The following is a 23,788-nucleotide window of genomic DNA, read 5'->3' as shown; positions in this document are numbered from 1 at the left end:
TGGCCGCGCCTCCTGCGCCGCCGTATTCCGTTGCCCGAACGACGGCCGTCCTGGCAGTCGTTCGGGTCGGCCAGCCCGGCGCATGTCCGGACTGGCCTCCGTGATCAGGCATTCAGATGCCTGATCACGGGCAACCCATCCGTGGGTTTGCCGGGCACCTCGCATCTCGCGAGGCGCCCGTCAGAAGTTCTTCGTGAGCCAGTTGCGCCACTTGCCGATGAGGCCGCCGACGTTGCCCAGCGCCGGGCCGGCGCCGCGCGCCGGGGCGTTGTGGCGCGAACCGTGCAGCAGCAGGCCCACGCCGGTGGCGTGCAGCGGGCTGCTGATCACCTCGCCAAGGCCGCTGATCTCCTGCGGCACGCCAAGGCGCACCATCTTGTGGAAGATCTCCTCGGCCAGTTCCAGCGCGCCCTCCATCTTCGCGGCGCCGCCGGTGAGCACCACGCCGGCCGCCACCAGGCTTTCGTAGCCGGAGCTGCGCAGCCGGTCCTGCACCATCTCGAAGATTTCCTCGTAGCGCGCCTGCACGCTCTGCGCCAGCGCCTGCCGCGCCAGCCGGCGCGGCGGACGGTCGCCCACGCTGGGCACCTGGATGGTCTCCTCGGCGTGCGCCAGCCCGGTCTGCGCGCAGGCGTACTTGATCTTGATCTCCTCGGCATGCGCGGTCGGCGTGTGCACGCCGTAGGCGATGTCGCCGGTGACCTGGTCGCCGCCGATCGGCAGCGACGCGGTGTAGCGGATCGAGCCCTGGGTGTAGATCGCGATGTCGGTGGTGCCGGCGCCGATGTCGACCAGGCACACGCCCAGCTCGCGCTCGTCGTCGGTGAGCACCGCCTTCGCGCTGGCCAGCGCCGAGGGCACCAGCTCGTCCACCGACAGCCCGCAGCGCTGGATCGACTTGGTGATGTTCTGCACCGCCGCCGCCGCGCCGGTGACCAGGTGCACGTTCGCCTCCAGTCGCACGCCGCTCATGCCCACCGGCGAGCGGATGCCGTCCTGGCCGTCGATGCGGTATTCCTGCGGCTCCTTGTAGAGCACCTTGTGGTCGGCCGGGATCGCCACCGCGCTGGCCGCCTCCAGCACCTGCTCCAGGTCGCCGGGCGTCACTTCGCGGTCGCGGATCGCCGCGTTGCCGTGCGAGTTGCGGGTTTCCAGGTGGCTGCCGGAAATCGAGGCGCACACCGAGCGGATGTCGCAGCCGGCCATCAGCTCGGCCTCTTCCACGGCGCGCTGGATCGAGTGCACGGTGGATTCGATGTCCACCACCATGCCCTTGCGCATGCCGCGCGACACATGGGTGCCGATGCCGATCACGGTGATCGGCTCGCCGGGCTCGTACTCGCCCACGATCGCGGTCACCTTGGAGGTGCCGATATCGAGGCCGACCACCAGCTGCCTGTCGTTGCGCGTCTTCATATGCATGGCGTCCTCAGAGCCTGTTCAATGCCTTCGCATAGCTCGCGCCGGGAGCTGTTTGCGCGCAGACCAAGGAAGAAAGAGGGAGTGGACGTCCGTCCACGACCGAGTGATGACGCAGGGATGTGGGCAAACAGACCCGGCCCTCCGGGTTGTCTTGCCTTGGCCGCCATGCGGCAGCGCGCGGCTTGACCTGCCAGCCAGGCAGGCGCGGCGCCGCGCCTGCCGCATGGCGGCCAAGGCAGGACAACGCGAGCTATGCGAAGGCATTGAACAGGCTCTCATGTGCGGCGCACGGCTCCTGCCTTGGCGGCGGCGGGCGCCTGCTGCGGCCATCGCACGGCGAACCCGTTGGTGTAGCGCAGGTCGGCGTAGACGAAACCCTCGTCGTGGCCGGCCATCAGTTGCGGATAGACATCGAGGAAACGACGCAGCCGCGCGCCGGCGAGATCGCGGTCGCCGATCACGATGCGCGCGCCGGCCGCGGTGGTGACGCTCCAGCTGCCGCGTGCGGTGAGCGCCACGCCGTTGATCACGAGATGCGTGCCGGTGAAGGCCTTGCGCACGTCGGCGTAGAAGCTCACCACCTCGGCGAGATGGTCGTCCGGCCCCTCGAGGTCGGGCAGCGTGGCGGCGTCGGCCGTGCCGATCGGCGCCTCGAACACCTTGCCTTGCCGGCTGATCAGCTGCTTGCCGTTCCAGCGCGCGAACGGCTGGCGCTCGATCACGCGCAGCTGCAGGGTGTCCGGCCAGCGCTTGCGCGCCTCCACCGACTCCACCCACGGCAGCGCCGCCACCGCCTGTTGCACGCTGTCGAGATTCAGCGCGAAGAAGCCCTTGCCGAGGCGCGGCAATACCGCGGCACGGATCTGCTCCATGCTCACGTGCCTGAATTCGCCCTGCACCGTGAGCCGGGTCACCGGCCAGCGGTTGGCCGCGAACCAGCCGTTCAGCACGCCCACGATGGGCAGCGCCAGCAAGGCGGCGACCAGGCACCAGGCGATGAGGCGGGCGCTTCCCCTCATGCATCCCCCCGGAAGCTCGTTTCGAGCACGCGCCAGCACAGCGCCTCGTAGTCGATGCCGGCGGCGCGGGCGGCCTTGGGTACCAGCGAGTGCGAGGTCATGCCCGGCGCGGTGTTCACTTCCAGCAGCCAGTTGCGGCCCTGGCGGTCGCGCATCACGTCGACGCGGCCCCAGCCGGCGCAGCCCAGCGCATCGAACGCGGCCAGCGCCAGCGCGCGCAGTTCCGTCTCGGCCGTGCCTTCCAGGCCCGGGCACAGGTACTGGGTGTCTTCGGCGACGTACTTCGCGTTGTAGTCGTAGAACGCGCCCTTCGGCACGATGTGGATGGACGGCAGCACCTCGCGGCCAAGGATGCCGACGGTCAGCTCGTCGCCCTCGATCAGGGTTTCCATCAGCAGGTCGCCGGGATACTTCGCCGCCAGTTCGACGGCGCTGTCCAGCTGCGCCTCCTCGAACACGCGGGTGACGCCCACGCTGGAACCTTCGCAGGCCGGCTTCACGATCAGCGGGAAGCCGATCTCGCGCGCCGCTGCATGCACCGCCGCGGCGTCGCCGCCGCGCGGCAGCGCCACGAACCTCGGCGTGGGCAGGCCCAGCGACTGCCACACGCGCTTGGAGCGCGTCTTGTCCATCGACAGCGCCGAGCCGAGCACGCCGGAACCGGTGTACGGCACATTCAACGATTCCAGCGCGCCCTGCAGCACGCCATCTTCGCCACCGCCATGCTGGCCGTGCAGGATGTTGAACACGCGCGCGAAGTGGCCGGCGCGCAGCGCGTCCAGCAACGCCGGGATGCCGTCGATCGCATGCGCGTCCACGCCGCGCGCCCTGAGTGCGGCCAGCACGTTGCGGCCGGAATCCAGCGACACCTCGCGCTCGGCCGAGCTGCCGCCCATCGCCACGGCGACGCGGCCGAAGTCGGCGGGGTTGGAGATGCGCGTTTCAGGGTTCATTGCCATCACGCGGCGCCCTTGGTCTTGAGTTGGCCCAGCTGCGCCAGTTCCACCGCCGCCGCACCGATGTCGCCGGCGCCGAGCAGCAACAGCAGGTCGCCGTCGCGCAGCAGCGCCGGCAAGGTGTCCTTGAATTCGCGCGGATGCTCGACCAGCACCGGATCGACCTTGCCGCGCGCGCGTACCGCGCGGGCCAGCGCGCGGCCGTCGGCACCGGCGATCGGCGCCTCGCCGGCGGGATACACCTCGGTGAGCACCAGCACATCGGCCTCGGCCAGCACGTTCGCGAAGTCGTCCAGCAGGTCGCGCGTGCGGCTGTAGCGATGCGGCTGGAAGCCCACCACCAGGCGTCGTTCCGGCCAGCCGCCACGCGCCGCGGCGAACACTGCCGCCAGCTCGCTGGGATGGTGGCCGTAGTCGTCCACCAGCAACGCCGTGCCATGATCCAGCGCGACTTCGCCCCGACGGTGGAAGCGCCGGCCCACGCCCTGGAAGTTCGCCAGTGCATGTGCGATGGCCTCGGCACCGACGCCCAGCTGCCAGCCGATGCTGGCGGCCGCCAGCGCGTTGAGCACGTTGTGCCGGCCCGGCAGGTTCAGCGTCACCGGCAGCGGCTCGGCGCGACCGGGCAGGTGCAGGTCGAAGTGCATCTCGAAGCCGTGCTGCGCCACGTTGGAGGCGCGCACGTCGGCGTCCGCGGTGGCGATGCCGTAGGTCATCACGCGGCGCGTGGTGGTCTTCGCCAGCTGCGCCACTTCCGCGTCGTCCACGCACAGCACGGCCAGGCCGTAGAACGGCAGGCGGTGCAGGAAGTCGGCGAAGGCCTTCTTCACCTCGGCGAAGTCGCCGTGGTAGTTCTCCAGATGGTCGGCGTCGATGTTGGTGACCGCTGCGATCACCGGCGAGAGCAGCAGGAAGGAGCCATCCGATTCGTCGGCCTCCGCCACCAGGTACTGGCCGGTGCCCAGCCGCGCGTTGGCGCCGGCGGCGTTGAGCTGGCCGCCGATCACGAAGGTGGGGTCGTAGTTCGCCTCGGCCAGCACGCTGGCGACCAGGCTGGTCGTGGTGGTCTTGCCGTGCGTGCCGGCGATCGCGATGCCGCGGCGGAAGCGCATCAGCTCGCCCAGCATCTCCGCGCGCGGGATCACCGGGATGCGCGCGGCGCGCGCGGCGACCAGCTCCGGGTTGTCCGGCCTGATCGCGCTGGAAGTCACCACCACATCGGCGTCACCCACGTTCGCGGCGTCGTGCCCCTCGTGCACCACCAGGCCCAACCGGGCGAGGCGCTGCGCGGTGGGCGAGTTCGCCTTGTCCGAACCCGACACCGCATAGCCCAGGTTGTGCAGCACCTCGGCGATGCCGCTCATGCCCACGCCGCCGATGCCGATGAAATGCACGCGGCGGAACGTGGTCATCAGGTCTTCGTGGGCGAGCAGCCTGCGGGGCGTCATGCGGCCACCTCCAGGCAGGCGCGGGCGATGACCGCCGCCGCGTCGGGCTTGGCCAGCATGCGCGCGGCTTCGGCCATGGCCAGCAGCCGCGCGCGGTCGGCAAGCAGCGTGTCCAGACGTTGCGCCAGTCGTTCCACGTTCAAATCACGTTCCTGCATCAGTTCGGCGGCGCCGGCGGCGACCAGCGCCTCGGCGTTGCGGGTCTGGTGGTCGTCCACCGCATGCGGGAACGGCACCAGCACCGCGCCCAGTCCGGCCGCGGTGAGTTCGGCCAGGGTCAGCGCGCCGGCACGGCAGACCGCGAGATCGGCCCAGCCGTAGGTACCCGCCATGTCCTCGATGAACGGCACCACCTGCGCCTCGACACCGGCCTTCGCGTACGCCTCGCGCGCCTCGTCGAGACCACGGTTGCCGCACTGGTGCAGCACCTCGGGACGTCGCTCGGGCGGCAGCAGCGCCAGCGCCTGCGGCAGCGCGAGATTCAACGCGCGCGCGCCGAGGCTGCCACCCAGCACCAGCAGTTGCGCGCGGCCGGTGCGGCCCGCGTAGCGCTGTGCCGGCGACGCCAGTGCGGCGATCGCGCCACGCACCGGGTTGCCCACCCATTCCGCGTTCGGCAGCGCGCCGGCGAAACCGGTCAGCACGCGTTGCGCATGCGCGGCGAGCTTGCGGTTGGTGAAGCCGGCCACGCGGTTCTGCTCATGCACCAGCAGTGGCCGATGCAGCAGACGGGTGGCCAGGCCACCGGGGCCGGCCACGTAGCCGCCCATCGACAGCACGCTGCGCGGCTTCAGCCGGCGCAGCACGGCGAACGCGGACAACAGCGCGCGCGCCAGCATCAGCGGCGCCGCGAGACGCGTCTTCCAGCCCTTGCCGCGCAGGCCGCCCACGCGGATTTCGTGCAGCTCGATGCCGTGCGCCGGCACCACCTTCGTTTCCATGCCGCCCACGGCGCCCAGCCACGCCACCGGCACGCCCTGCGCGCGCAAGGTCTCGGCCACGGCGAGGCCGGGGAAGATGTGGCCGCCGGTGCCGCCGGCCATGATCAGCACGGGACGCTGCGCGACGTTCATGCCACCGCCGCCTCACGCGGACGCACCGCGTCGTTCACGTCGGGAGCCGCCACCGCCTCCGGCATGCGCTTGGCCATCTGCCGCGCGTCCAGCGCACGGTTGATCTCGAAGGTGGCGCGCAGCAGCACGCCGGCCATCGCGCAGGTCAGCACCATCGACGAGCCGCCGTAGCTGATCAGCGGCAGGGTGAGACCCTTGGTCGGCAGCGCGCCGAGGTTCACGCCCACCGAGACGATCGCCTGCATCGCCAGCATCAGCGAGATGCCGAACGCGATGTAGCCGGCGAAGCGCTGGCCCACCTCGACACCCTTGAGGCCGAGATACAGGCCGCGACCCACCGCCAGCGCAAACAGCCCCATCACCAGCACCACGCCGACCAGGCCCAGCTCCTCGCCGATCACCGCGAAGATGAAGTCGGTGTGCGCCTCGGGCAGGTAGGACAACTTCAATACGCTGGAGCCCAGGCCCACGCCGGTCCATTCGCCGCGGCCGATCGCCATCAGCGACTGGGTGAGCTGGAAGCCGTCGGTGAACGGGTGCTCCCACGGATTCATGAACGAGGTGAGGCGCTTGACGCGATAGCTTTCGCCGGTCGCCGCGATCACCAGCAGCGGCATCAGCGGCAGGCCCATCACGAACAGGTAGAGCGGCCGCGCGCCGCCCAGCCAGACCATCGCGATGGTCACCGAGATCACCAGCGTGGCCGAGCCGAAGTCGGGCTGCGCCAGCAGCAGCAGCACGATGATGCCGGCCACCGCGATCGGCTTGATCAGGCCGAGGAACTTCGTCTCGATGCTGTCGCGATGGCGCACCAGGTAACTGGCGAGGTAGACCACCAGGATCAGCTTCACCGCCTCCACCGGCTGGAAGCTGGTCACCACCAGGTTCAGCCAGCGATGCGCGCCGTTGATGCGCATGCCCAGGTGCGGCACGAACACCGCCAGCAGCAGGGCGACCGCCAGCCCCAGCAGCGGGAACGCGCGCTTCTCGATCAGCTTCAGCTCGGTGCGCATCGCCACGCCGGCGGCCGCCACACCCAGCGCAAGGAAGAACAAATCCTTCTTCAGGAAATAGAACGCCCCCTCCTTGCTGCTGTCGGCCACCGCGATCGAGCTGGAGGTCACCATCACCACGCCGATGCTGGCGAGCCCGACCAGCGCGACCAGCAGCCACCGGTCGTAGCTGCCGCGCGGCCCCTGCCGCTTGATCGCCTGCGATGTGCCGAAGCCGAACATGTCAGCGCACCTTCAACGTGGCAAGTCCGATCAGCACCAGCACGACGCTGATGATCCAGAAGCGCACGATCACCCGCGGCTCGGGCCAGCCCTTCAGCTCGAAGTGGTGATGGATCGGTGCCATGCGGAACACGCGCTTGCCGGTGAGCTTGAAGCTGGCCACCTGGATCATCACCGAGGCGGTCTCCAGCACGAACACGCCGCCCATCACCAGCAGCACGATCTCCTGCCGCACGATCACCGCGATGCAGCCCAACGCGGCGCCGATCGCCAGCGCACCCACGTCGCCCATGAACACCTGGGCGGGATAGGTGTTGAACCACAGGAAACCCAGCCCCGCGCCGGCCAGCGCGCCGCAGTAGATCGACAGTTCGCCCGCCCCGGGGATCGAGGGAATGCCCAGGTATTCGGAAAACACCTTGTTGCCGGCCAGATAGGCGAACACGCCCAGCGCGCCGGAGACCAGCACCGTGGGCATGATGGCGAGGCCGTCGAGGCCATCGGTGAGGTTCACCGCGTTGGAGAAGCCCACGACGATGAAATAGGCCACCACCACGAAGAACACGCCCAGCGGAATCGCCACGTGCTTGAACAGCGGCAGGAACAGCGCGGTTTCCGCCACCGGCGCATTGCCTATCGCATGCGGCGCGGTGAAGTACAGGAACAGCGCCGCGCACAGGCCGAACACCGACTGCCAGAAATATTTCCAGCGCGAGGCCAGGCCGCGGCTGTCCTTCAGCACCAGCTTGCGGTAGTCGTCGTAGAAGCCGATCACGCCGAACGCCAGCATCACCGCCAGCACCACCCACACGTAGCGGTTGCGCAGGTCCGCCCACAGCAGCGTGGCGACGGTCACCGCGAGCAGGATCATCACGCCGCCCATGGTCGGCGTGCCGGCCTTGGAGAGATGCGTCTGCGGGCCGTCGCTGCGCACCACCTGGCCCGCCTTCAGCGCCGCCAGCTTGCGGATCAGCGCCGGGCCCAGCAGCAGCGACACCGCCAGCGCGGTGAGCGCGGCCATGATGGTGCGGAAGGTGATGTACTGGAACAGGTGCAGCGTGGTGAAGTGCCGCGCCATCCAGTCCGCGAGTTCAAGCAGCATCGGACGCGCCCTCCTTCTTCACCGCGCCTTCGAGCGCCTTCACGACCTGTTCCATGCCCGCCGAATGCGAGCCCTTGACCAGGCAGGTCACGCCGCCGTTCAGGCTGGCCTTCAACGCGGCGATCAGGCTCGCCTTGTCGTCGAAATGCTCGCCCCCGGCACCGAACGCCTCGACCGCCGCCGCGCCCAGCGGGCCGACCGCGAACAGGCGCTCGATGCCGCGCTCGCGCGCCTTCGTGCCCACCCCGGCATGCAGCGCGCGGGCGTCCGCGCCCAGTTCGGCCATATCGCCCAGCACCAGCCAGCGCTCGCCCGCGGCCAGCGCCAGCGTGGCTATCGCCGCGGCCATCGAGCTGGGGTTGGCGTTGTAGCTGTCGTCGATCAGCGTGCCGCCGCCGGGCAACGCGATACGGCGCAGGCGGCCGGCGACCGCGCGCGCCTGCTGCAGCCCCGCCGCGATGGTGTCCAGCGGCACGTCCAGCGCCAGCGCGATGGTTGCCGCCGCCAGCGCGTTGGCCACGTTGTGGCGGCCGGGCAGGGCCAGCTCCACCTCGGCATCGCCCGCCGGCGTGCTCAGCACGAACAGCGAGCCGTCCGCGCGCTGTTCCACGATGTCCGCGCCCACGTCGGCCTTGTGCTCCAGGCCGAAACGCAGCACGCGGCGCGCGCCGGCCAGGCCCGCGAAGAAGCCGGCGAACGCGTCGTCCGCATTGATGACGGCCACGCCGTCCGCCGGCAGAGCCTGGTACAGCGCGCCCTTGGTCTCGGCCACGCCTTCCACGCTGCCCATGCGCTCAAGATGCGCGGGCGCGATGGTGTTGACGAGGCCGATATCGGGCCGCGCGATGGCGGCGAGATAGGCGATGTCGCCCGGCTTGCCCGCGCCCATCTCCAGCACGGCGTACTCGGCATCCTCGGGCATCGCCAGCAGGGTCAGCGGCAGGCCGATCTCGTTGTTGTAGCTGCCGGTGTTGACGTGGGTGCGGCCGTGCAGCGACAGGATGGCCGCCGTCAGCATCTTCACCGTGGTCTTGCCGTTGGAACCGGTGATGCCGATCACCCGTGCGTGGCGCTGCGCGCGCACCGCGCTGGCGAGATCGCCCAGCGCCGCTTCCACGTCGTCCACCAGCACCTGCGGCAGCGGGCTGTCCACCTTGCGCGCCACCAGCGCGCCGGCGGCGCCGGCGGCCTGCGCCTGCGCGAGATAGTCGTGGCCGTCCACGCGCTCGCCCTTGAACGCGGCGAACAGGTCGCCGGCCTTCAGCTTGCGGGTGTCGATGGCGACGCCGCCCACCGCGGCATCGTCGCCGAGCAGGCGGCCGTGCGTCCACATCGCGATGGCGCCCAGCTGCATCACGCGCGCCGCTCCAGGGCCGCGCGCGCGACCAGCATGTCGTCGAACGGGCGCTTGCCGGCCGCGCCCTCCTGGTAGGTTTCGTGGCCCTTGCCGGCGATCACCACCACGTCGTTGGCCGCGGCCATCGCCAGCGCCTGGCCGATGGCGGCGGCGCGGTCGCGCTGCACGCCGTATTCGCGCGCCGCGCCCATGCCGGCCACGATCTGCGCCACGATCGCGTCGCCGTTCTCGCCGCGCGGGTTGTCGTCGGTGACGATCGCCACGTCGGCCAGCCGCGCCGCGATCGCACCCATCAACGGGCGCTTGCCCGCGTCGCGCTCGCCGCCGCAGCCGAACACGCAGATCAGCCGCCCGCGGCAATGCGCGCGCACGGCATTCAATACCTGCTCCAGCGCATCGGGCGTGTGCGCGTAGTCCACCACCACCAGCGGCAGGCCATGCTGGCCGCCGAGCCGGCTCATGCGGCCGTTGACCGGCTGCAGGTTCTCCAGCGCGGCCACGATGCGCTCGAACGGCTCGTCCAGCGCGCCGAGGCAGGCCGCCACGGTGAGCAGGTTGGCCACGTTGAACAGGCCCAGCAGGTGGCTGCGCAACGTGTGCGTACCCCAGGGCGTGCGCAACACGAAGGCCAGGCCCTCGGCGGAACTCACCACGTTGCTGGCCGCAACGTCCGCGGCGGCATCGCCGTGCGCACTCACGCGCAACGCGCGCACGCCGGGCGACAGTTGCTGCAGCAGCTGGGCACCGAACGCGTCGTCGCCGTTGATCACCGCGGCACGCAATCCCGGCCAGGCGAACAGCTTCGCCTTCGCCGCGCCGTAGGCCTCCATGCTGCCGTGGTAATCCAGATGGTCGCGGGTGAGGTTGGTGAACGCGGCCACCTCGAAATCCACCGCGCCGGCCCGGCCCTGCTCCAGCGCGTGCGAGGACACCTCCATCGCCACGTGGGTGGCGCCGGCGTCGCGGAATTCGGCCAGCAGGCCGTGCACGCTGATCGCATCCGGCGTGGTGCGCTCGCCTTCGCGCAACCGGCCGTGCAGGCCGGCACCCAGGGTACCGATACTCGCGGCGCGATGGCCGAGGAAGGCCAACGCCTGCGCCAGCAGCTGCACGGTGGAAGTCTTGCCGTTGGTGCCGGTGACACCGATCACCCGCAAGGTTTCGGAAGGGCGGCCATGGAAGCGCGCGGCGATCTCGCCGGCCAGGTCATGCAGGCCCTCGATCCACAGCACCGGCACATCCAGCGGCGCGTGCTTCACCTCGGGCGCCTCGGCCAGCACCACCGCCGCGCCGCGTTGCACCGCGGTGGCCGCGAACTGGATGCCGTGGCCCTGGGTGCCGCGCAGGGCGAGGAAGGCGTCGCCGCGGCGCAGCTTGCGCGAGTCCAGCGCAAGGCCGGACAGCACGATGCGCGCCGCCCCCGGCGCGGCCGCCAGCGGCGCGTCCGCGATGCCCAGCAGCAACTGGTCGAGGTGGCCGGTGCTCATGGCGCACCCCCTTCCGTCGGCGCCTCGTCGACCGGCGCCTCGTTGATCGGCACGTCGTTGGCCGCCGGCGTGACCGGCGACTGGCTGCCGACCAGGCCGCCATTGCCCTGCAGCGGCCCGCCCACGTACCAGCGGCCGATGTTGTCCGGCGGAATGTCGAGCAGGCGCAAGGCGCCGCCCATCACCGAGGCGAACACCGGCGCCGACACGGTGCCGCCGAAATAGCCGCCCCTGGTGGTGCCGTTGATCACGATCACGCCGACCAGGCGCGGGTTGCTGGCCGGCACGATGCCGGCGAACAGCGAGTTGTAGGTGTTCTTGGAGTAGCCGCCGGCGATCGCCTGGTGCGAGGTGCCGGTCTTGCCCGCCACGCTGTAGTTGGCGATGCGCGCCTTCGCGCCGGTGCTGGCAGGGCCGGTCACCGTCTCCAGCATGCTCACCAGTTCGTGTGCCACCTGCGGCGAAATGATCTGCTTGCCCGGACTGTCGTCGCCCTTGATGAAGGTGGGCGTGTGCATCACGCCGCCGTCGGCGATGGTGGCGTAGGCGTTGGCCAGCTGCAGCGGAGTGACATTGAGGCCGTAGCCGTAGGCCATGATGGCCTTTTCCAGTGGACGCCAGTTGCGGCCGATCTTCAGCAGGCCGGCCGACTCGCCCGGGAAGCCGCTCTCGGTGCTGCTGCCGAAGCCGAACGCGCGGAAGGTGTCGTACATCAGCGCGGTGTCGAGCGTCATCGCGATCTTCGCCGCGCCGACGTTGCTGGAGCGGGTGAGCACGCCGGTCGGGGTGAGCAGGCCGTTCGGGTCGTCGTCGTGGATGTCGTGGCCGTAGAAGTACCAGTGGCCGTTGCCGGTATCGATGATCGGGCTGGTCGGCGTGTACTTGCCGCTGGACAGCGCCGCCGCCAGCGTGAACGCCTTCATCGTCGAGCCCGGCTCGACCACGTCGGTGACCGCGCGGTTGCGCCGCTGCCCCGGCTTGCTGCCGGCCACCGCGTTCGGGTTGTAGGTGGGCAGGCTGGCCATCGCCAGGATCTCGCCGGTATGCACGTCGAGCACCACCATCGCGCCAGAGGCGGCGTTGAACTTCTCCAGCGTGTTCTTCAGCTCGTTGTAGGCGAGGAACTGGATGCCGCGGTCGATGCTGAGCGTGAGGTTCTGCCCCGGCTTGGGCGCGCGCACCTGCTCCAGGTCCTCCACCACGTGGCCCTTGCCGTCGCGGATCACGCGCTTGGCGCCGGGCTTGCCGGCCAGCCAGTCGTCGTAGGCCAGCTCCAGGCCTTCCTGGCCGTGGTCGTCGATATTGGTGAAGCCGAGGATGTGCGCGGTCACCTCGCCCGACGGGTAGAAGCGCTTGAATTCGCGCTGGCCGTTGACGCCGGGAATGTCGAGGTCGAGCACGGCCTGCGCCGCTTCCGGCGCCATCTGCCGGCGCAGATAGACGAACTCGCGGTTCGCGCGCTGCTCGAGGTAGCTCTGGATGTCGTTCGCATTGCCGCCCAGCGCCTTGGCCAGCGCGGGGATACGGTCGTCGTTCGCCAGCAGCTCGGCCGGGTTGGCCCAGATCGAGGTGACCGGCGTGGACACCGCCAGCGGCTCGCCGTTGCGGTCGAAGATGGTGCCGCGCGACACCGGGATCGGCACTTCGCGCAGGAAGCGCGCATCGCCCTGCTTCTGGTAGAACTGCTTGCGCACCACCTGCAGGTCGAACGCGCGCGCCACCAGGCCCAGCGAGACCAGGCCGAGCAGGCCCACCACCACCACCATGCGCTTGCGCGCGCTGGGACCCGCGCCGCGACGGCGGCCCGGCGACGACGTGGCGCGCTGCGGCTGCGGGCGGGTGCGATCGCGCCATTTCATCGGCGCAGCAACCGGATGTCTTGCGGGCGCGGATCGACCATGCCCAGCTGCTGCCGCGCCTCCTCGTCGATGCGCCGCGGCTCCGCGAACGTGGCCTGTTCCAGCTCGAGCCGGCCGTATTCGATGTTCATGTCGTCGCGCTGGTTCTGCAGCGCGGTCAGCTTCACGAACAGCACCCGGCTCTCGTGGCGCGCCCACACCACGCTGATCGCGCTCGCCAGCACGGCAGCCAGCAGCCCGAGCATGAAGATGGCCTGGATCAGCTTCATGCGCGCAACCTCTCGGCCACACGCAACACCGCCGACCGCGCACGCGGATTCGCCGCCAGCTCGGCCCCGGAAGGGAATTGCGCCTTGCCCACCGTGGCCAGTTCGGCCGGCGCCGCGGTCTGCGGCGGGCCACGCCGGCTGCCCTGCACGCGGCCGGAATGATCGCGGATGAACTGCTTGACGATGCGGTCCTCCAGCGAGTGGAAGCTGATCACGGCGAGCCGGCCGCCGGGTTTCAGGCGCGCCAGCGCGGCATCCAGCCCGTGCCGCACGGAATCCAGCTCGCCGTTCACGCGGATGCGCAACGCCTGGAAGCTGCGCGTGGCCGGATGCTTGCCTGGCTCGCGCCGGCCCACCACGCGCTCGATCAGCGCAGCCAGTTCGCCGGTGCGCGCGAGCGGCTTTTCAGCGCGACGCTCCACGATGGCGCGGGCGATCTTGCGGCTGAAGCGCTCCTCGCCGTACTGCCACAGCACGTCGGCGATCTCGCGTTCGGCGGCATGGGCGAGGAAGCCCGCCGCGCTCTCGCCTTGCGTGGTGTCCATGCGCATGTCCAGCGGCGCGTCGGCCATGAAGCTGAAGCCGCGCGCGGCCTCATCGAGCTGCGGCGAGGAGACGCCCAGATCCAGCAGCACGCCGTCGAGGCCGGCGGCGGTCTCGTCCCATTCGGCGAGGCTGGCGAAGTTGGCGTGGCGGATCGCCACCCGCGGCTCGGCGGCGAACGCGTCGCGCGCCGCGGCGATCGCGACGGGATCACGATCCATCAACAGCAACCGGCCATCGGGGCCGAGGCGCGACAGCACGGCGCGGGCGTGACCGCCGCGTCCGAACGTGCCATCCAGATAACGCCCGCCTGCCTGCACGGCAAGGCCCTCCACCACTTCGTCCAGCATTACCGGGATGTGCCGCAACTCGGCCATGCCGCACCTCCCGTCCCGTAAACCCGCCCGCAAATCCGTACGCCGCACTCAGAGCTGCAGCGCGGCCATGTCGTTGGTGATTTCGTCTTCGCCGATGGTCTGGCGGATCTTCGCCAGGTGGGCCTGCTCGCTCCACAGCTCGAACTTGTTGCCCATGCCCAGCAGCACCGCCTTCTTCTCGATGCCCGTGGTGGCGCGCTGGCTGACCGGCAGCAGGATGCGCGCGGCGGAATCGGGCTCGACCACGGCAGCGGCACCCACCAGCTTCATCTGCATGTCGCGATGGGCCGACTTGACCTTGGACAGCGCATTGACCTGGTCGCGCACCTTTTCCCACTCGGCATGCGGGAACAGCCACAGGCAGCCCGGCTCGAACGGGTTGTAGGTGATCACCAGCCGGTTCGCGCAGGCGCCCGCCACCAACTCGCGGTAGGCGGTCGGTATGGCCAGGCGGCCCTTGTCGTCGACGGTGATGGCGGTCTCGCCCTGGAACACGCAACAGACTCCACTAAAACCCACGATTTCACACTGAAAACCACGATAGTCTCGCCCCATGAGACTGTCAAGGGATTTTTGCTTGTGAATCAAGGAGAAAGGCGAAGTTGTGACTACGTTTCCAGCACTTTCTGAGAAACCTTCGCAAGGTGCTTGAATGCAGGGAAATTTTTAGCAAAGCCCCTTGCGCGCCGAACGGCAAAATCGCCATGCCTCGCGGGCGAGGGGCGATCGCGGCATGAACCGCTGTTCACCTCGCACCATCCGCCACCGCATGCGCACACCCATGCCCGTCCCGGCGCGCGCATGGCGCGCCGGGACGGGAGCGGAAAAGGCGGAGTCGGCCTGTAAGCCGGGTTCTGTACGCCTTGCGGCGCGACAGTCATTCCTCTCGGCCAGGCGTCGCCGCCTGGCTCCAGCAACCTACCCGGGAACAACGCGGGCCGCGTTATCGTTCCCCTATTTGGTCTTGCTCCGAGTGGGGTTTACCGTGCCGTACGGCGTTGGCCCCGTACGCGGTGCGCTCTTACCGCACCCTTTCACCCTTGCCTGTGCCCTTGCGGGCCATCGGCGGTCTGCTCTCTGTTGCACTGGCCGTCGGCTCGCGCCGCCCAGGCGTTACCTGGCACTCTGCCCTGTGGAGCCCGGACTTTCCTCGACGCGCTTGCGCGCGACGCGACTGTCCGGCCGACTCCGCTGGCCATTGTAGTGGCTGGACTGCGGAAAAGCGCGCCGCACGCGGCATCACGATTCATACAAGGCCTTGCGTGGCGCCCCGCTGATCGCGGCAGCCAGCTTCGCGGCCTTCGCCGGCGGCAGCTCGTCGCGCAGGATGGCGAAGATGCGCCGGCCCTCGGCGAGCTTCGCGTCGGCCTCCTCGCCGCGGCCGGCGACGAGGATCACGCATTCGCCGCGCTGCTGGTCGGGATCACTTGCCACGCGTCCGGCGAGCTGCGCCAGCGGCTCGCCGATCACCGTCTCGAACATCTTGGTGAGTTCGCGCGCCAGCACCGCTTCGCGCTCCCCGCCGAACACGGCACGCATATCGTCCAGGCTCTCGGCGACCCGATGCGAGGATTCGTAGAAGATCAGCGTGCGCGGCTCGCCCGCCAGTTCCTGCAGGCGCGCGCGGCGCGCCGCGGATTTCGGCGGCAGGAAACCTTCGAACACGAAACGGTCGCTGGGCAGACCCGCCACCGACAGCGCGGCGATCGCCGCGCAGGCACCCGGCACCGGCGCGCAGCGGATGCCCGCCGCACGCGCCGCACGCACCAGCCGGAAACCGGGATCGCTGATCAGCGGCGTGCCCGCGTCGGAAATCAGCGCCACCGACTCGCCGCCCTGCAATCGCCGCACGATGGCATCCACCACCTCGCGCTCGTTGTGCTCGTGCAGGGCGACCAGCGGCGTGGCGATGTTGTGGTGAAGCAGCAGCGGCTTGCTGTGCCGGGTGTCCTCGGCGGCAATCACCGCCACCTCGCGCAGCGTCGCGATCGCCCGCGCGGAGAAATCGTCGCGATGGCCGATCGGCGTGGCGACCACCCACAGGCAGCCGGGTTGGACGGATGGCATGTGCAAGCTCCTGCGGACCCGAGTCACGGAAACGATCGGCTATCATCGCGCACACTCGCCGCGAATACCGACAAGAGACTTCCGATGCGCCTGCGCCCCGTCACCCGGCCATCCCTGCCTGCCCTCGGTCCGATCCTGCTGCTGGCCGGGACGCTGGCCCTGAGCAGTTGCGTCCCGGGCAACACGAAGCCTTCGCCCGCCGAGATCAATGCAGCCGACGGCGCCGCGGCGCTGGTGCGGCAAGGCCAGTTCGACCAGGCCGCGCAAGCCTACCTCGCGCTGGCCGCGCAGTACGGCGGCCATGCCGACCACTATCGCCTGCAGGCGGCCGAAGCCTGGCGCGAGGAAGGCCGCATCGACGACGCCGCGCCCACGCTCGCGCAGATCAAGCGCAGCAACCTGCAGGGCGACGATGCCGTGCGCTTCGACCTGCTGCGCGCCGATCTCGCGCTGCGCCACCACGACGCCGCCACCGCGCTGCGGCTCACCACCCAGCCCACGGTCGCCGTGCCGGACAAGCTGCAGGTGCGCCTGTTCGAAGTGCGCGCCCAGGCCCAGGCAGGCACCGGCGACCACTGGGGCGCCGCCCGCACCCGCGTGCAGATGGACGATCACCTGCAGGGGCTGGATCGCGCGGAGAACCGCAAGCAGATCCTCGCCGAACTGACCCGGCTCGACGTGGCCTCGCTCAAGCAGCGCGCCGCCGCGATGAAGCCGGACGACCGCATGTTGTCGTGGACCAACGAGGCACTCAGCCAGCTCGGCGTCACCGTGGCGCAGGCGCCAGCGACGCTGCAGCAGCCGGTGGGCACCTTGCTGCCCGGCGCCGGCGCCGACGTGCGCGAAGGCTACAAGATGCCCGCCCATGTCGCCTTGCTGCTGCCCGAAAGTGGCGCCTACGAGGGCGCCAGCGAGGCGATCCGCGATGGTTTCTTCGCCGCCTATGCCGAGAGCGCCCGCACCCACGCGCCACGCGCCTCGGTGCGCATCTACGACACGCAGGGCAGCGCCGACGGCGCGATCAAGGCCTACCAGCAGGCGGCAAGCGACGGCGCGCAACTGGTGGTCGGCCCGCTCACTCGCGGTGCCGTGGCCGCGCTGTTTGCCCAGCCCAAGCTGTCGGTGCCGGTGCTGGCACTGAACCATCCGGACAACCGGCAACTGCCCGCAAGCGACGCAAGCGAGTTCGGCCTGCTGCCGGAGACCGAAGGCGCCCAGGCCGCCGATCACATGATCGAACGCGGCCTGCACCAGGCTTATGTGGTGATTTCCAGCGACGACTTCGCCGTGCGCGCAGCCAACGCATTCAAGGCCGAACTGCTCGCCCGCGGCGGCAGCGTCACCGGCATGGCCACGCTGCCCGCCGACGGCACGAACTACGCGAACCTGATCGCCAGCCTGCACCTGCCCGTCACCGCCACTCCGGCCAGCACCACACCCGATGCCTCCGCTCCTGCCACCAGCGCCAGTGCCATGGCCAGCCCCACGGCAAACGACACCGGCATCTTCATCAGCATGCGTTCCAACCAGGCGCGCCTGCTGCTGCCGCAGCTGCAGATCGCCAGGATCGCTTTGCCGGTATTCGGCACCTCGCACATCTATGGCGGCAGCGACAATCCCACCGCCGATGGCGACCTCAACGGCGTGGAGTTCTGTGACGCGCCGTGGCTGTTCGATGCCCAGCCCGGCCTGCCGCACCACGACGACATCGCCACCCTGCTGCCCGACGCACGCGACGGCAGCGCACGGCTGTTCGCGTTCGGCATGGACGCGTGGAACCTGGTGCCCTACCTCGACTGGCTGCGCGACCATCCCGGCAGCTACCTGCCCGGCGCCAGCGGCCAGCTCACCGCCGACCAGTTCGGCCGCATCCGCCGCGTGCTGATCTGGGCGAAGTTCCAGAATGGTCTCGCCCGTCCGCTGGGCGGCAGCCTGCAGATCGACGACCTGCCCGCGCCAGCCGGCAGCGCTCCCGCACCGGCAAGCAGCAGCGAACAGCCGGCTGCCGCCTCCCCGGCTGGCTGATGCGCAGCACCGGCGCCGCCTTCGAGCAGCGCGCCGGCGCTGAACTCGAACACGCCGGCCTGAAGCCGCTGGCGCGCAACTACACCACCCGCCACGGCGAACTCGACCTGGTCATGCTGGACGGCGACACCGTGGTGTTCGTCGAAGTGCGCTATCGCGTGCGCGCCGGCCACGGCGATGCGCTCGCCTCGATCACCCGCAACAAGCGGGACAAGCTGGTCCGCACCGCGCAGCTGTGGCTGGCTGCGCATCCGCAGCATGCGCAACGCCCCTGCCGCTTCGACGTGATCAGCTACGACGGACCTGAAACAGACGCACGTATGCAGTGGCTGCGCGGGGCGTTTGAGGCAAACTGACGCATCACCCTGGCGCATCGCCGGCACGCCCCCGTGCGACTACAACCCCAGGCTCGGACTAAGGCAAACGCCGCCGGATCGAGATCGAACCTGCGCCCTCACGCTGTGCGAAGCATCCGCCTCAAACGGTACGCAGAGCAGGCACCAGGCAATCACTCGTTTGTACATTTTGCATATTGAATGCAAGCCTTCATGTAAGTAATGGACTACATGCCGCCAGCATTATCTGACAAATGTTCCAGTGCCCACCCTTATGTGCCTCAATTCATACCTGCTCTAATATAGACACAACGCGGTTTTGCGATGCAATAGACGAAACTCGATCGCACTGCGTGACAGCATTCGCGACCGTGGCATGGGATGCCTGCCACACAGGGCGTACCTACCAGTCAATCTCTGAGCGCGCAAGCGCCGGTTTCTGGTCGCGTCAAGTTTTTCGTCCTCGGAATGAGTTTCAGGCTCTTCCGAACAGGGTGCACGAATGGATATCGAAGCGGTTGCACAGCAGAACACTCGAGCCCAGGCACCACTCAGGCAGCTTGGGAGCGCATATGGAGCCGCCTTCCTGCTTCGCCTTTTCGCCCAAACGGTATCTGGCCGTTTCAAACGTTGTCATCATTGAAGGCATTTTGTCATGCCCCTGCATTGCAGCGGCCATGAAATTCCATTCCCGACATCAAATAAAACACTCCATCTCAACCAGCGGACCAAACGTGGACAAGGATCTTCTGAAGCTGACCCGCAGGGGCGCCATGCTGCTCTTCATTACAGCCCTAGCTGGATGTAGCACTCCCCCGGCCAAAAATTTCGGTGGACCCTGGAAATCCGTCAACCATTTCCAGAACAGGCCGACCGAGATACCGCTTAATCCGGCATATGTGTTCTACGCGTCGCCCATGGACGAAACACTCAAGACGATGCTCGCACGCTGGGCTAGGGATTCGGGAAGAGATCTGTCATACCACCTATCCTTTGATGTCACGCTTTATCAACCAGTCGCCGGCATTCATACGGCGGACATCGACGATGCCGTCGCGCGACTCAATTCCATATATGCGGCACAGGGGGTTTTCGTGACGGCCAACGCACGCAGGATCGAAGTTGGGCCGCCATCCACGGCCAATGCAAATGCCATCTCCGAAAACTCCATTCATTCGACGACGAAACCAGCGACACCCTCTGGCGCGAAATGAACATTCGAGTTGAAAAAACATGGAAGGACCGGGAACTCGCCCATGCTGAAGAAAAACTCATCCGGCCGGAAAATCGACGAGACGATTGCTAAATCGGTCAATTTCGAACTGACCATCGCGGACCTTGCCAAGCGCAGCGAGCGACGCGCGTGGATGGTGGCGTTTGGTGCGGTCGGAATGTCGCTCATCCTTGCCGGCGGCTACTTCTACATGCTGCCGCTCAAGCAGAAAGTGCCTTATCTCGTCATGGCCGATGCCTACACCGGCACCAGCACGGTTGCCCGTCTGACGGACGACGTGGCCCAGCACAGGATCAGCACGAGCGAGGCGATCAACCGCAGCAACGTCGCGCACTTCGTGCTGGCGCGCGAATCGTATGACCTGTCCCTGCTCAATCTGGGCGACTGGACAACCGTCCAGACCATGTCCTCACCTGGCGTCCGTGCGGCCTATACCCTGCTTTACACATCGACCAACCCGGACGGCCTCTACAAGAAATACGGCAAGGACACCGCCATCCGGGTCAAGCTGCTGAGCATCGTGCTTACCGGCGGCGGCCCGGGCATGACGCCCAAGGGCGCCACCGTGCGCTTCCAGCGCACCCTCTACGACAAGCGATCGGGAGGCACGCAACCGCTGGACAACAAGATCGCGACGATGTCGTTTGCCTACAAGTCCAACCTCGACATGGACGACCAGAGCCGCATCCAGAATCCGCTGGGGTTCTGGGTCACCGAGTACCGCGTGGACGATGACTACTCGTCGGCTCCACCCGCCGAGGTCCAGAACACGAGGCCACTCGCCGTGCCGGCGCAGAGCATCGACCCGCCCACCATGCCGGAGCCCAGTTCTTCCGCTGCCACCGTCCCGTCCCAGACTGCCGCGACGTCGCTGCCCCCCGCCTCCGTCGTTGCGGGCCGGCCCACGCAGGCCCCCGTGCAAACCGCCGGGAGCCCCGCCACCGGAGTTGGTCGCCCATGAATCGATCCAGCCTGCTTGGCCTGACCCTCGCCACGTGTGCGGCCTTCTCCGTCCTGTCCACGCCGGCGAGCGCGCAGGTCGTGCAACAGTACGAATTCCAGCCCGACCGCATCTATCCAGTGCGCACGGGCCTCGGCATCACCACGCAGATCGAACTCAGCCCGCAAGAGAAGATCCTCGACTACAGCACCGGCTTCAGTTCCGGCTGGGAGCTCACCCGGCGCGACAACGTCTTCTACCTCAAGCCGAAGAACGTCGACGTGGACACCAACATGATGATCCGCACGGCGACGCATTCCTACATCTTCGAATTGAAGGTGGTCGCCACCGACTGGAAGACGCTCGAGCAGGCACGGCGGGACGGCGTGGAATACAAGATCACCTTCAGCTACCCGGCCGACGCCAGCTTCGCCAAGGAAATCAAGAAAGACCGCAGGGCATCGGCGCTGAACACCAGCCTTGTTCCGGGGCGCAGCTACAACTTCGACTACGACTATGCGACGCGCAGCAAGGCTGCGCCGTGGCTGGTGCCAGTCAATGTCTACGATGACGGCCACTTCACCTACATCAGGATGAACGACCTCAGGCAGTTCCCGACCGGCGACTTCCCCGCGGTATTCATGCGCGAACAGGAAAAGGGCGAAGACTCACTGGTGAACACCACCGTCGAGGGCAACACCATCGTCGTTCACGGCACGTATCCCTACCTGGTCATCCGCCACGGCGACGATGTCGTGGGCCTGCGAAGGAACACCCCGAAGTGAACTCCAACATTCCGAATCAGCCCGGCGACGACTCCATGCCGCAGCAGGGCACGCATGACGTACCGGGCAACCAGGCCGACCCGTTGGCCAGCAACCCCTACTCCACCCGCTATCAGCAGGCATCCGCGCCCGACCTGGATGCCGGCGCGCCCCAGCTGCGGTCGCACGACCTCAAGCGCATGAACCAGCGCGCACTGCTCTTGCTGGGTGCAGTCGTGCTGCTCCTGCTGTTCGTCGCGTACTGGATGATCAGCGGCGCCGGCCGCCACACCGAACAGCCGAAGCCGCGCGAGGAAAAGGTCACAGTGGCGGAGCCGCCCAAATCCCTGGCATTGCCGCCATTGCCGGCGCCCACACCCGCGCCGCAACAGGCTGCAGCCATCCCGCTCGTGCAGCAACCACCCATGCCGCTCCCCCGGCAGCAGCCTGCACTGCCGCCCGCCGCCCAGCAGCCGACCCTGGTGCAACGCCGGATCTCCGGATTGGAAGGCGCCGGCACCGGCGCCGATCAGCCCACTGCAGCCGCTCGGCCCGCGGCCGGTACCGGCCCGGTTGGCAGCCTGAACGACTCAACCGTCACCAGCGCCCAGCCGCTGCGCCGTCCCGACACCTTGATGCAACGCGGCACCTACATCCGCTGCGTGCTGGAGACGCGCATCATCTCGGACATCCCCGGCTACACCTCGTGCCTGGTCACCGAGCCGGTCTACTCCTTCAACGGCCAGCGCCTGTTGCTGCCCAAGGGCTCGAAAGTCCTCGGCACCTATGACAAGGGGCCGACGGGCGACCGCATGGCCGTGATCTGGGATCGCATCATCACGCCCAACGGCGTCGACGTGAACATGGCCAGCCCGGGCATCGACAACCTGGGCGGCGCCGGCATCCCGGGCTATTACAACGCCCACTGGGGCCAGCGCGTCAGCTCGGCTTTGCTGATCAGCATGCTCAGCGACGCCTTCAAGTACGAAGCCGCCGAACACGGTCCGAAGACGACCACCATCGGCTACGGCGTGGCGACGCAACAACCGTTCGAGAGCAATACCGCGCAAACCGTGCAGAACCTGGCCAACCAGGCCGTGCAGGCCGCCGCCAACCGCGCGCCGACCGTGACCATCAACCAGGGCACGATCGTCTACGTCTACGTCGCCAAGGACGTGGACTTCAGCGGCGTCGTGGCCCGTTTCTGATTCGCCCCACCTGAAGCAGCCATGCAGGAACTGGACTCCCACATCTCGAACGAATTCCTCGCCTACCAGTACGACGTGCTGGGAGTGCGGGAATTCATGTCCTCGCCGGACGTCACCGAGATCTGCATCAACCGCCCGGGTGAGCTGTATCTGGAAAGCCGCGGCGCCTGGCGCCGCGTCGAGGTATCGTCCCTCACGTTCGAGCGGGCCCGCCAGTTCTGTACCGCGGTCGTCAACGAGAGCAACACCGGCCAGCGCATCACCGACACCGATCCCGTCGTGTCGCTGACCTTTCCTACCGGCGAACGCGCGCAGTTCGTGATACCGCCGGCCTGCGAGGCCGGCAAGGCGTCCATCACCATCCGCCTGCCCTCCAAGCAGACGAAAACGCTGGCCCAATACCAAGACGACGGTTTCTTCGACGAGATCGTCGAGACCGGTCACGGCATCAGCGACGCCGACCACGAATTGCTGGAACTGCGCGCCAACCGCAACTACGCGGATTTCTTCCGCAAGGCGGTGCTCAACAAGAAGAACATCGTGGTCTCCGGCGCCACCGGCAGCGGCAAGACCACCTTCATGAAGTCGCTGGTGCACCACATCCCCGACGACGAACGCCTGGTGACGATCGAGGATGCGCGTGAGCTGTTCATCGCCCAGCCCAACGTGGTGCACCTGCTCTATTCCAAGGGTGGCCAGAGCACTAGCAACGTCACCGCGAAGAGCTGCATGGAAGCCTGCCTGCGCATGAAGCCGGACCGCATCATCCTGGCCGAGCTGCGCGGCGACGAATCGTTCTACTTCATCCGCAACTGCGCCTCGGGCCACCCCGGCTCGATCACCAGTTGCCATTCCGGCAGCACGGAGCAGACCTGGGACCAGCTCGCCCTGATGGTGAAGGCCTCCAACGAGGGGGCCGGGCTGGAATTCACCACCATCAAGCGTCTGCTGATGATGACCATCGACATCGTCGTGCACATCAAGGCGCACGCGGGGCGCCGCTGCATCACCGGCATCGATTTCGATCCGGCGCGCAGCTTTTCGCATACCTGATCCACGCATCGATAC

At 68.3% G+C, this 23,788-nt stretch carries 21 protein-coding genes and 1 other RNA gene; 7 read left to right on the top strand and 15 right to left on the bottom strand.

The genetic code is table 11. The annotated features are described in order from the left end of the window. Positions 1 to 180: 180 nt before the first annotated feature. The 15 genes from ftsA to rsmI form a co-directional block, all read right to left on the bottom strand. Entirely contained in the window at positions 181 to 1,416 is a 1,236-nt protein-coding gene (gene ftsA / locus ABQJ56_RS15390; protein WP_367845902.1) for a cell division protein FtsA, read from the bottom strand. A gap of 281 nt (positions 1,417 to 1,697) precedes the next feature. Further along, positions 1,698 to 2,441 (bottom strand): cell division protein FtsQ/DivIB, encoded by a 744-nt coding sequence (locus tag ABQJ56_RS15385; RefSeq protein WP_367845901.1) that lies wholly within the window; start codon positions 2,439 to 2,441, stop codon positions 1,698 to 1,700. Further along, positions 2,438 to 3,394, bottom strand: coding sequence for a D-alanine--D-alanine ligase (locus tag ABQJ56_RS15380; protein WP_367845900.1), 957 nt, complete (start codon positions 3,392 to 3,394; stop codon positions 2,438 to 2,440). Before ABQJ56_RS15380 ends, ABQJ56_RS15385 begins: the two co-directional genes overlap by 4 nt. Before the next feature lie 5 nt (positions 3,395 to 3,399). Next, entirely contained in the window at positions 3,400 to 4,845 is a 1,446-nt protein-coding gene (murC, locus tag ABQJ56_RS15375; protein ID WP_367845899.1) for a UDP-N-acetylmuramate--L-alanine ligase, read from the bottom strand. After that, on the bottom strand, positions 4,842 to 5,918 hold the full coding sequence (murG, locus tag ABQJ56_RS15370; RefSeq protein ID WP_367845898.1) for an undecaprenyldiphospho-muramoylpentapeptide beta-N-acetylglucosaminyltransferase: 1,077 nt from the start codon (positions 5,916 to 5,918) through the stop codon (positions 4,842 to 4,844). Before murG ends, murC begins: the two co-directional genes overlap by 4 nt. Further along, the gene (gene ftsW / locus ABQJ56_RS15365) at positions 5,915 to 7,153 is read right to left on the bottom strand and encodes a putative lipid II flippase FtsW (protein WP_367845897.1); all 1,239 of its coding nucleotides are present in this window, start codon (positions 7,151 to 7,153) and stop codon (positions 5,915 to 5,917) included. Before ftsW ends, murG begins: the two co-directional genes overlap by 4 nt. 1 nt (position 7,154) lies before the next feature. Next, positions 7,155 to 8,255 carry a phospho-N-acetylmuramoyl-pentapeptide-transferase gene (mraY, locus tag ABQJ56_RS15360; RefSeq protein ID WP_367845896.1) on the bottom strand — a complete coding sequence of 367 codons (1,101 nt, stop codon included), beginning with the start codon at positions 8,253 to 8,255 and terminating at the stop codon, positions 7,155 to 7,157. Next, on the bottom strand, positions 8,245 to 9,612 hold the full coding sequence (locus tag ABQJ56_RS15355; RefSeq protein WP_367845895.1) for a UDP-N-acetylmuramoyl-tripeptide--D-alanyl-D-alanine ligase: 1,368 nt from the start codon (positions 9,610 to 9,612) through the stop codon (positions 8,245 to 8,247). The genes mraY and ABQJ56_RS15355 overlap by 11 nt, the downstream gene beginning before the upstream one ends. Then, positions 9,609 to 11,099 (bottom strand): UDP-N-acetylmuramoyl-L-alanyl-D-glutamate--2,6-diaminopimelate ligase, encoded by a 1,491-nt coding sequence (locus tag ABQJ56_RS15350; protein ID WP_367845894.1) that lies wholly within the window; start codon positions 11,097 to 11,099, stop codon positions 9,609 to 9,611. The genes ABQJ56_RS15355 and ABQJ56_RS15350 overlap by 4 nt, the downstream gene beginning before the upstream one ends. Further along, positions 11,096 to 12,865: a peptidoglycan D,D-transpeptidase FtsI family protein gene (locus tag ABQJ56_RS15345; RefSeq protein WP_496430682.1), complete on the bottom strand. Its 1,770-nt coding sequence runs from the start codon at positions 12,863 to 12,865 to the stop codon at positions 11,096 to 11,098. The genes ABQJ56_RS15350 and ABQJ56_RS15345 overlap by 4 nt, the downstream gene beginning before the upstream one ends. A gap of 89 nt (positions 12,866 to 12,954) precedes the next feature. Continuing rightward, positions 12,955 to 13,227 carry a cell division protein FtsL gene (gene ftsL / locus ABQJ56_RS15340; RefSeq protein ID WP_437343440.1) on the bottom strand — a complete coding sequence of 91 codons (273 nt, stop codon included), beginning with the start codon at positions 13,225 to 13,227 and terminating at the stop codon, positions 12,955 to 12,957. Next, positions 13,224 to 14,147, bottom strand: coding sequence for a 16S rRNA (cytosine(1402)-N(4))-methyltransferase RsmH (gene rsmH / locus ABQJ56_RS15335; RefSeq protein WP_367845892.1), 924 nt, complete (start codon positions 14,145 to 14,147; stop codon positions 13,224 to 13,226). The genes ftsL and rsmH overlap by 4 nt, the downstream gene beginning before the upstream one ends. A gap of 48 nt (positions 14,148 to 14,195) precedes the next feature. Next, positions 14,196 to 14,702, bottom strand: coding sequence for a division/cell wall cluster transcriptional repressor MraZ (mraZ, locus tag ABQJ56_RS15330; protein ID WP_367845891.1), 507 nt, complete (start codon positions 14,700 to 14,702; stop codon positions 14,196 to 14,198). Between the two features lie 272 nt (positions 14,703 to 14,974). After that, positions 14,975 to 15,337, bottom strand: an RNA gene (rnpB, locus tag ABQJ56_RS15325) — RNase P RNA component class A. Between the two features lie 49 nt (positions 15,338 to 15,386). Next, a complete protein-coding gene (rsmI, locus tag ABQJ56_RS15320) occupies positions 15,387 to 16,214 on the bottom strand; it encodes a 16S rRNA (cytidine(1402)-2'-O)-methyltransferase (RefSeq protein ID WP_367845890.1) in 828 nt (275 codons plus the stop codon). An 84-nt stretch (positions 16,215 to 16,298) separates the two neighbouring features. Between rsmI and ABQJ56_RS15315 the strand changes: the two genes are divergently transcribed. The 7 genes from ABQJ56_RS15315 to virB11 all read left to right on the top strand — a co-directional run bounded on the left by ABQJ56_RS15315 (position 16,299) and on the right by virB11 (position 23,773). Beyond that, positions 16,299 to 18,239: a penicillin-binding protein activator gene (locus tag ABQJ56_RS15315; protein WP_367845889.1), complete on the top strand. Its 1,941-nt coding sequence runs from the start codon at positions 16,299 to 16,301 to the stop codon at positions 18,237 to 18,239. Further along, positions 18,239 to 18,595: a YraN family protein gene (locus tag ABQJ56_RS15310; RefSeq protein ID WP_367845888.1), complete on the top strand. Its 357-nt coding sequence runs from the start codon at positions 18,239 to 18,241 to the stop codon at positions 18,593 to 18,595. Before ABQJ56_RS15315 ends, ABQJ56_RS15310 begins: the two co-directional genes overlap by 1 nt. 551 nt (positions 18,596 to 19,146) lie before the next feature. Beyond that, a complete protein-coding gene (locus tag ABQJ56_RS15305) occupies positions 19,147 to 19,788 on the top strand; it encodes a hypothetical protein (RefSeq protein WP_367845887.1) in 642 nt (213 codons plus the stop codon). Positions 19,789 to 19,830: 42 nt separating this feature from the next. After that, entirely contained in the window at positions 19,831 to 20,769 is a 939-nt protein-coding gene (locus tag ABQJ56_RS15300) for a VirB8 family type IV secretion system protein (protein WP_367845886.1), read from the top strand. Further along, entirely contained in the window at positions 20,766 to 21,533 is a 768-nt protein-coding gene (locus tag ABQJ56_RS15295; RefSeq protein ID WP_367845885.1) for a TrbG/VirB9 family P-type conjugative transfer protein, read from the top strand. The genes ABQJ56_RS15300 and ABQJ56_RS15295 overlap by 4 nt, the downstream gene beginning before the upstream one ends. Next, positions 21,530 to 22,720 carry a TrbI/VirB10 family protein gene (locus ABQJ56_RS15290; RefSeq protein ID WP_367845884.1) on the top strand — a complete coding sequence of 397 codons (1,191 nt, stop codon included), beginning with the start codon at positions 21,530 to 21,532 and terminating at the stop codon, positions 22,718 to 22,720. Before ABQJ56_RS15295 ends, ABQJ56_RS15290 begins: the two co-directional genes overlap by 4 nt. Positions 22,721 to 22,741: 21 nt before the next feature. Next, the gene (gene virB11, locus ABQJ56_RS15285) at positions 22,742 to 23,773 is read left to right on the top strand and encodes a P-type DNA transfer ATPase VirB11 (RefSeq protein ID WP_367845883.1); all 1,032 of its coding nucleotides are present in this window, start codon (positions 22,742 to 22,744) and stop codon (positions 23,771 to 23,773) included. The last annotated feature ends 15 nt before the right edge of the window (positions 23,774 to 23,788 follow it).

It is taken from the genome of Rhodanobacter geophilus, assembly GCF_040812275.1.
Classification (GTDB): domain Bacteria; phylum Pseudomonadota; class Gammaproteobacteria; order Xanthomonadales; family Rhodanobacteraceae; genus Rhodanobacter_A; species Rhodanobacter_A geophilus.
The sequence above is the reverse complement of the archived record's forward strand: the minus strand, read 5'-3'. Positions and strand labels throughout refer to the sequence as shown.